The following is a 6993-nucleotide window of genomic DNA, read 5'->3' as shown; positions in this document are numbered from 1 at the left end:
AGCCGGCGCTACGAAACCGGCGCCATGCTGATCACGTCGAACCGCAGCGTTGCCGAATGGGGCACAGTGTTCGCCGACCCGATGACTTCATGATGCCTCCTTCTTCGAACGCTTGGTGCGTCGTACCTGATTGCGAAGCTGACTGATTTGTTCGTCTGAGAGCTCGATCTGCCACGGCTGGCCTTTGGTTAACTGACGACCTGCCAGCAATCCGCGCGCGAGATAATCGAACACCGTTTGCGGGGTTACTCCAAGCTCAGCCGCTGCGCCCTGAATCGAGAAGCTACCGTCGGGCCAGCGCATCGGATTCTTGTCCACGCCGTTGATTTTGACGGTGGGAATGCCCCAGCGGGTACGCAACACCCAGACGTTCTCGCCTTTGAAGGCACAGCCTCGGGCCGCGACGAAGCCTTCCTGATTGAGTATTGCCGCGATCTCGCCATCCATTTTGTGTTCAGCATTCAACTCGACGATCCGTCGCCGCAACCGGTCAAGGTCGATGTAGTTGCGGTAGGTGTGAACGCGCCGTTGAACGTGATGCTCGCTGGTTGCGCCGGTCTGCCAGACGATCTTGAGCCACACCTGACCTCGGGTCCGCTTTTGATCAAGAACGACTTCGCGGATGACAAATCGCAGAATGCGCTTGCGATCGGCTGCCGACGTGGTGGCCGCGTTCCAAATCCGCGGCAGGTTCTCTCCGAGCGCTTGTAGGCCTGCGCGTTCCGCCGGGCCGATCAGAAGCGGCTCTTGCACACGCCAACGCTCATGCTGTTGCTCGACCGCCTCGACGACACGCAGCTTCTCTTCCCAAGCCCGCTCAAGTGAGCGCGCCACAAGACGGTTCTCGGGCTCTACGGCGTCATACTGACGCCGGGCGCGCTCGGCTTCGTAGCGGGCGCGCTCCACGCGAAGCGCCCACTGGCGCTCGAGCTGACAGCTCTCCTGCTCCAGTTGGCCCGCCGCCGCGAGCGCGATCTCAATCTGATCGGGCATCAGGGCGTCGAGGACCACCTGCTCGACCAGCGCGTCAACTGCCAAGGCCCGAACTTCCTGGCACAGCGCACTGCCTTGCTGGTCCCGATCCGAGCGGCAGCAATAGACCGGATAGTCGGCATTCGGGCCCGTGTAGCGCATGCTCATGCGCCGTCCACAACGGCCGCAGATCGCAAGTCCTTGTAACAGGGCTGCTCCCTTGCGCGGTACGCCAGCGTGTCCTGCCTCATAGCGACAGAGGTTATCTGCCAGTCGCCCCTGGTTGGCCATGAACTCCTCCCAGCTGATATAGCCTGGGTGGGCGGCGTGGAGGCAAACCGCCCAATCCGCGATCGCCACCTTGACCGTTCCCGTCAGCGATCCCGGCCGGCATCGGCTCGGATCCTTCTGCCGGCGGCCATAAACATACGCCCCAGCATAGGCCGGATTTTGAAGGATACTAAGGACGCGCACGTTATCTGGGGCACGCCAGACGACCTCGTGTGGAGATGGTCCAAGCAGCGGCCGAACCGGCAATGACAATCCGTTCCGGTCCAAGTAACGCATCACACGGCGGGCGCTTTGCAGTTCCTGGAATTTGGCGAACACAAGGCGAAGGCGGGCCTGCACCTCCTCATCGGGATTGAGAATAATTGTGCCCGCGCGATCGTAGGCGAGCCCGGCTGGTAGGGGCAACCGCAGTTCGCCTCGCGCCGCCTTCTGGCGTTCCCCTTGGTGAAGGCGCATCCGAAGCTGGTGCAACTCCGCCTCGCTCATGATGCCGGACAAGCCCAACAGCAGGCGGTCGTGGTAGGCGCGCGGATCGTAAAGCCGCTCGCCATCCGCAATCAGCACGCCGAATACCGAGCACAGCTCGAGAAGCTGATGCCAGTCCCGGTTATTGCGGGCCAAGCGCGAGGCGTCGAGACTCACCACAAGACCGGCGTTGCCAAGGCCGATCTCGGCAATGAGCTCCTGGAAACCATGACGATCCACGCCGCCAGCACCGGATTTGCCCAGATCCTCGTCAATCACCTGGACGCGCTCGGGCGGCCAGCCCAGACCAATGGCACGATCGACAAGACGGTACTGTAGCTCGGTGCTCTCCTGATGCTGGCGCACCTGGTTTACGGATGACTGCCGCACGTAGACATAGGCCAACTTGGCTCGGTGTGCGGTCGTGAGCCGCTCGTCAGCGATGTTCGATCTGATCAGCACGACCCAGTCCCCTTCCGGGCGTGCCGGGGATCGCTTGCATTCGCCGCATCAGCGCGGCGATCGTTTGAGCAATCTGGGTTTGCGTCGCGGTCGACAGATTCGGCCACAGGCGCGGAATGTCGGTCGTTGGACGGCCGGGTGGATTTGCCAAGGTCGGCAGGGGTCGATACGCAACGCGACCTGGAAGCGGTCGGTGGGTCATCGCGAATCACCTTCTCGTCGAGAAGACCCAGACTCGCGCTCAAATGTTGCATCAATGGGATGAGCGTGCGCGCGCTGATGCGCCGCAGGTCGGCAATGCTGGCGCAGTTTGGCGGCTCAGCGAGATCTGTCGACGCGATCCGAACCCCCCGCCGCCGTCCATCCGGCAGCGCGACAACAATGTAGGCGGGACCGCGCCCCGATCGTTCCTTCAAGACGGCAAGCCGCCGTCCAAACAGAAAATGATGCGGGTCGGTAATCGTGACGTGAGACACGACCCGGTCAAGAATAGGGGTAACTTGCCGTGTTCGGTGATCCAGTGGTCGCCACCGCGATCCTCGACCGGCTCTTGCACCACAGCCACGTGCTGACCATCCGCGGCGACAGCTACCGGCTCCGCGCCAAGCGAAAGAGCGGCCTCATCAAGCCGCCCGCCGCTGACGGCCCTCCGGTCGGCTCCGCCTCCCTCCGTCCCGTCAGCGGCGGAGCCAACCTTCAACCGACATCATGAACCCGAGGGTGGGGGCAGTTCTTCATGACGCAAAGGGGGCAGTTCCGGATGGCGTTTGACACGCAGATGACCGACTTTTGACCCATACAGGCACAAGTTCGCGCGGCACTTGAAATCCCGCCGCCGACCGCCGCCGAGAACCTTTCGATCAGCCTGCGAGGATTCGAGAGCGAGGAGCACGCGCGCGTTTTCGGCAACCTGGTCGCGACCTATGTCCGGAGGCTCAGCAGCCACATTGATCTGAGCTGCGGGAAATGGACCGGTCGCAGCGCATTCGAGGCCTTGGACGATCTCGCCGACGAGATTGTCGCCGATGAGGGCCTGATCAATTCGGGGCACCGGGACGGCGGCGGATTCTACGCCGAGATCGGCTTCACTCATGAGCGATGCCGGTCGCATAGATTTCTGGATCACGTCGTAGCAATCTTCAGTTCGACTGCTCAACGGTCGCGGCTGCTTAGTCGGTGTCACGTTCACTTCCTTGAATCAAGCGCCTGGTCGCAAATGTCAAAGTGTCCCTGAAGTCAGTACATGGATGGCAGGCGCGTACCAAAAGCTCGAATGAGAGAAGAGCGGTCATCTAGCGCTGATCCCGTCCCTAAGCATTCGCCACCGCACCAGTTTCGCACCAGAAACGACGTGAACAAACCACGACGAACATGATCAAACTCAACCAAAAACGCAGCAAAATCAACGAATCTGACCGGTAGTCTGCCGCTCATAACGGTCTGGTTCCTAGTTCGAATCCAGGCGGGCCCACCAGCCGCCTCCTCCTCCTCTTCTGTTGTTGGGGACGGACTGTGCGGACACCTTGAGAACGGCTCGATTTTTTTTGGATCGGCAAAGCCATCGATCCGGTCAGCCCAATGCTGCATAAGCTTGGCGCGCGAGCCGATCAATGCCAGCGGTCCATGCCGCCTGTAAATCGCCTTTACCGAGCCACTTTCGAGATGCGCCCCACAGTGCGTGAAGGAGAACGGCGGCTTCCCTCATTTTTGTATTCCGCTGGCGCTTTAGAAGATTGCAAAGATGCCCAGAGCACGCGGCAGCAGGTCTGCCGGATACTAGAGGGTGGTGCGGCAGCTTTTCAAAAGCGGGAGAGACGATATTCTTTGGACAGCTGAGAGGTAGCCTCGCAGGTATGGTCGTTACTCTCGCCTTGCTTCATTCGGCTCGACGTCGGCGCGGTCTCTCCGACCAAAAGAAGCGCGCCGACTCCCCCCGCGGGCAACAGCCCGTCACTGTCCTTTATACATCGAAACGAGATACCTCTCGTCGCATGCCTGCCGCAAGCAGCGCGTCGGTGATATTGCCACGAAGCTTGCGCAAGGCCCCGCGCGAGGAATTGCCCGGAGGAACGATCTTCAGATCGACATCCTCCGACATGCGCTTGGTCAGCTTATGGGCACGGCTTAAAGCCGTGCCGCCGCCGAACACGAGCCGAAACTCGCCCGTGCATAAAGTTTTAAATGAGCTAGGGCTCTGCATCGAGGCCTGTTCGACCCTTGGGGTTCCTGCTTCGGGCTGGCCTCTGGCCGAAGGCGCTAACCCGTCCCCTCGCGCAGCCCCATGCTTACGGAGATCAGGCCAGAGCGCGCCGCCGCCTTCAACTGAATCGGCTCGTCCTATTTGTACGCCACAGCTACCCAGCAGCTATACCTGCGCACTGGATTTCTTTCTTGCGTAGAAGCCTACGATCCTATTGCCTAAGACCGATCATGGTTGGGGGCGGGAGGCATGTGCGGCAAGAATGAAATGACTCGGACCGAGGAATTTGGGTCGCCGGGTAGCGGGAAAATGTCACCTGCCACGAAGCGTCGTCGCAAGAACCGTGGCGTGCCGCCGCCCGCGACGTTCGATATCGATACGCTGCCGGGCAGCTCTAATCGGACGGCATTAGAGGCGGCCGCGGTTATCCGGCGCACGCCCGGAGCGCTGGAGCAGTGGCGGCGCGATCCAAAGCGCCCGCTGAAATGGCGCTACGTCGATGGCCGCCCGCTCTATCGTGTCGACGCGGTGCGCGACTATTTGGCCAGTCGCGATAAGACCGCTAAGCCGTCCCCGCCGCATAATGCTCGCGCAAACGAGCGAGCACCTCGGCCTTGATGGGGTCGAGCGGGATTTCGTCCGCTGCAGGCGGACGACCTTGCCGCCCCGTATGGCGCAGAACCACTCCGCGATGTAGTCATGGGCTGCTTCGATCGATTTCTCTTGGCTTTTGCCGAACGTACAGCCTCTGGTGAAACCGATATCGGGCACCGGTTTTCGGGTGATGCGAGCGCATCGAGTGTGCGGGCCCTATGCGATCTGGCGGGACGTCGGACAGCGGTGTCTGGACCATACTTGCAGGGGCCGACCGGGCGGGACGAGGCTGCCGACCGTCCAGATGGCTCCTGCACGGCCCAGAATGGCTCCTACGTGGATGGTCCCGAACTGAGCCTAAAATTGATATATTTTAATTATCAAAACGGGAATTTGAAAATAATAATTATCAACCTCTTGTGCTCAGCTTAGGATCGATATATAGAACTTATCAAACTTGTTGCTTGATTAGGATATTGTATCGTGTCGTATCAGAGCGAAGAACTCATCAAAGCCGTGCATGCCCAGCGCGCCAAGCTAGACATGAGCCAACGCGCGCTGGCCGTCCGCGCGGGATTGACTCAGGCGCACATATCGCAAATCGAGACCGGCCGCCTCGAACCGGGCCTATCCAGTTTCATCCAGATGGCAAGGGCGCTGGATCTGGAGGTCGTGCTGGTGCCCAAGAAAATTCTTCCCGCGGTAGAGGGCGTACTGCGCTCGAACGCCACCGAAATCTCCTCCGAGAAAGGATCGTCGGATCTCTTCGCCAAGGCCGAACGAATCGTTTCCAGTCAAAGGAAACGCTACGGAAGCTCCGCAGCGCTCGACCGCATCGCCGAATACTTCCGCTTTCTGAAGCAGGTCCATCTTTCGAAAACCGACTTGGCACTCGTCGCAGACCTTGTCGAGACCCTGCGCCATTATCGGGCCGAACCGATACCCAAGGCTGTGCTGGAAAATTCTGCAGGCGTGTTGCAGGGGCTGCGCAATAGGATCGCTCATCCCGTAGAAGCCCCCCGCCCCGCCTACGCTCTCGACGACGAGAACGACGATGCCTGATGTATCCGTTCTAAACGTACGCCTACACGACACCCCGATCGCGACTCTCACGCTCGTGCAGGGCGACCGTTCGCTGCTCGCCTTCAACCAGAACTACATCGATGACGCCAACCGTGCCACCTTAAGCCTGTCGTTCAAGGACTCGTTCGGAAACCTGCTCACCTCGTTCAAACCGTATCAACAAGTCCTCCCGCCATTCTTCTCCAACCTTCTGCCAGAAGGCCCACTGCGTCGCTACCTCGCGGAACGCGCGGGCGTGAAGGAAAGGCGCGAGTTCTTCCTCATATGGATGCTAGGTCGGGACCTTCCGGGCGCCCTGTCGGTCCATCCGGCGGACGGGGAAGCGTTGCCACCCCAGGTCGAGGAGGATCTCACGCCCGACGAACGGCAGAACATGTTGCGCTTCTCGCTCGCAGGCGTGCAGCTGAAGTTCTCCGCGCTCAAGAACGATCCCAAGAAAGGCGGCCTGACCATTCCCGTCGAAGGTGTCGGCGGTTCATGGATCGTGAAGCTACCGTCACATCAGTATCCCGGCGTACCTGAGAACGAATACTCCATGATGACCCTGGCGAAGGACATAGGCATGGAAGTGCCCGAACTTCAATTGATCGACGTCGACGCGATCAAAGGTCTTCCGGAGGGGATCGGCGAACTGAGGGGGCGGGCGCTCGCCGTGAAGCGCTTCGACCGCACGGCCGATGGCGCGGTTCACATGGAGGACTTCGCGCAGGTATTCGGCGTATTTCCGGACGAAAAATACGATAAGGCCAACTACCGGAGCATCGCGCGCGTTCTCGCGATTGAGACCGGCGAGGCCGGCCTCGCCGAGTTCGTCCGACGACTCGTGTTCAGCACGCTGATCGGCAACGCCGACATGCACTTGAAGAACTGGTCGTTGATCTACCCCGACCGGCGGACGCCGGTCCTGTCGCCCGCCTACGATCTGC

General features: G+C 60.6%; 6 protein-coding genes and 3 pseudogenes. 5 read left to right on the top strand and 4 right to left on the bottom strand.

The features are described 5' to 3' along the window. Window positions 1–90: pseudogene (locus SO139_RS45075) on the top strand (ATP-binding protein); the annotation flags it as partial. On the opposite strand, the gene SO139_RS45070 reads toward SO139_RS45075, so the two are convergent. Further along, a complete protein-coding gene (locus SO139_RS45070; RefSeq protein WP_498542064.1) occupies window positions 88–2190 on the bottom strand; it encodes a recombinase family protein in 2103 nt (700 codons plus the stop codon). The pseudogene SO139_RS45075 and the gene SO139_RS45070 sit on opposite strands and share 3 nt — an antisense overlap. A 505-nt stretch (window positions 2191–2695) precedes the next feature. On the opposite strand from SO139_RS45070, the pseudogene SO139_RS45065 reads away from it, so the two are divergent. After that, window positions 2696–2902: pseudogene (locus tag SO139_RS45065) on the top strand (ATP-binding protein); the annotation flags it as partial. Here SO139_RS45065 and SO139_RS45060 read toward each other — a convergent pair. Continuing rightward, window positions 2897–3283 (bottom strand): hypothetical protein, encoded by a 387-nt coding sequence (locus tag SO139_RS45060; protein ID WP_498542063.1) that lies wholly within the window; start codon window positions 3281–3283, stop codon window positions 2897–2899. The pseudogene SO139_RS45065 and the gene SO139_RS45060 overlap by 6 nt on opposite strands. 867 nt (window positions 3284–4150) lie before the next feature. Further along, on the bottom strand, window positions 4151–4339 hold the full coding sequence (locus tag SO139_RS45055; RefSeq protein WP_498542062.1) for a nucleotidyl transferase AbiEii/AbiGii toxin family protein: 189 nt from the start codon (window positions 4337–4339) through the stop codon (window positions 4151–4153). A 300-nt stretch (window positions 4340–4639) separates the two neighbouring features. On the opposite strand from SO139_RS45055, the gene SO139_RS45050 reads away from it, so the two are divergent. After that, complete coding sequence (locus tag SO139_RS45050; protein WP_498542061.1) at window positions 4640–5008, top strand: hypothetical protein; 369 nt, start codon at window positions 4640–4642, stop codon at window positions 5006–5008. Here SO139_RS45050 and SO139_RS45045 read toward each other — a convergent pair. After that, window positions 4953–5104, bottom strand: a pseudogene (locus tag SO139_RS45045) (tyrosine-type recombinase/integrase); the annotation flags it as partial. The gene SO139_RS45050 and the pseudogene SO139_RS45045 overlap by 56 nt on opposite strands. A gap of 363 nt (window positions 5105–5467) precedes the next feature. Here SO139_RS45045 and SO139_RS45040 point away from each other — a divergent pair. Together SO139_RS45040 and SO139_RS45035 are read left to right on the top strand one after the other, a co-directional pair. Continuing rightward, window positions 5468–6046 (top strand): helix-turn-helix domain-containing protein, encoded by a 579-nt coding sequence (locus SO139_RS45040; RefSeq protein WP_498542060.1) that lies wholly within the window; start codon window positions 5468–5470, stop codon window positions 6044–6046. Continuing rightward, the coding region (locus tag SO139_RS45035) for a type II toxin-antitoxin system HipA family toxin (protein ID WP_498542059.1) at window positions 6039–6993 on the top strand (955 nt) is incomplete at its 3' end. The genes SO139_RS45040 and SO139_RS45035, both read left to right, overlap by 8 nt.

This window comes from Bradyrhizobium sp. UFLA05-89 (assembly GCF_059803475.1).
The sequence above is the reverse complement of the archived record's forward strand: the minus strand, read 5'-3'. Positions and strand labels throughout refer to the sequence as shown.

What these genes read in the sequence shown, in the direction of transcription:
- SO139_RS45060 (WP_498542063.1), bottom strand. Translation starts at nt 3,283, where the DNA reads ATGAGTGAAGCCGATCTCGGCGTAGAATCCGCCGCCGTCCCGGTGCCC.
- SO139_RS45050 (WP_498542061.1), top strand. Translation starts at nt 4,640, where the DNA reads ATGTGCGGCAAGAATGAAATGACTCGGACCGAGGAATTTGGGTCGCCG.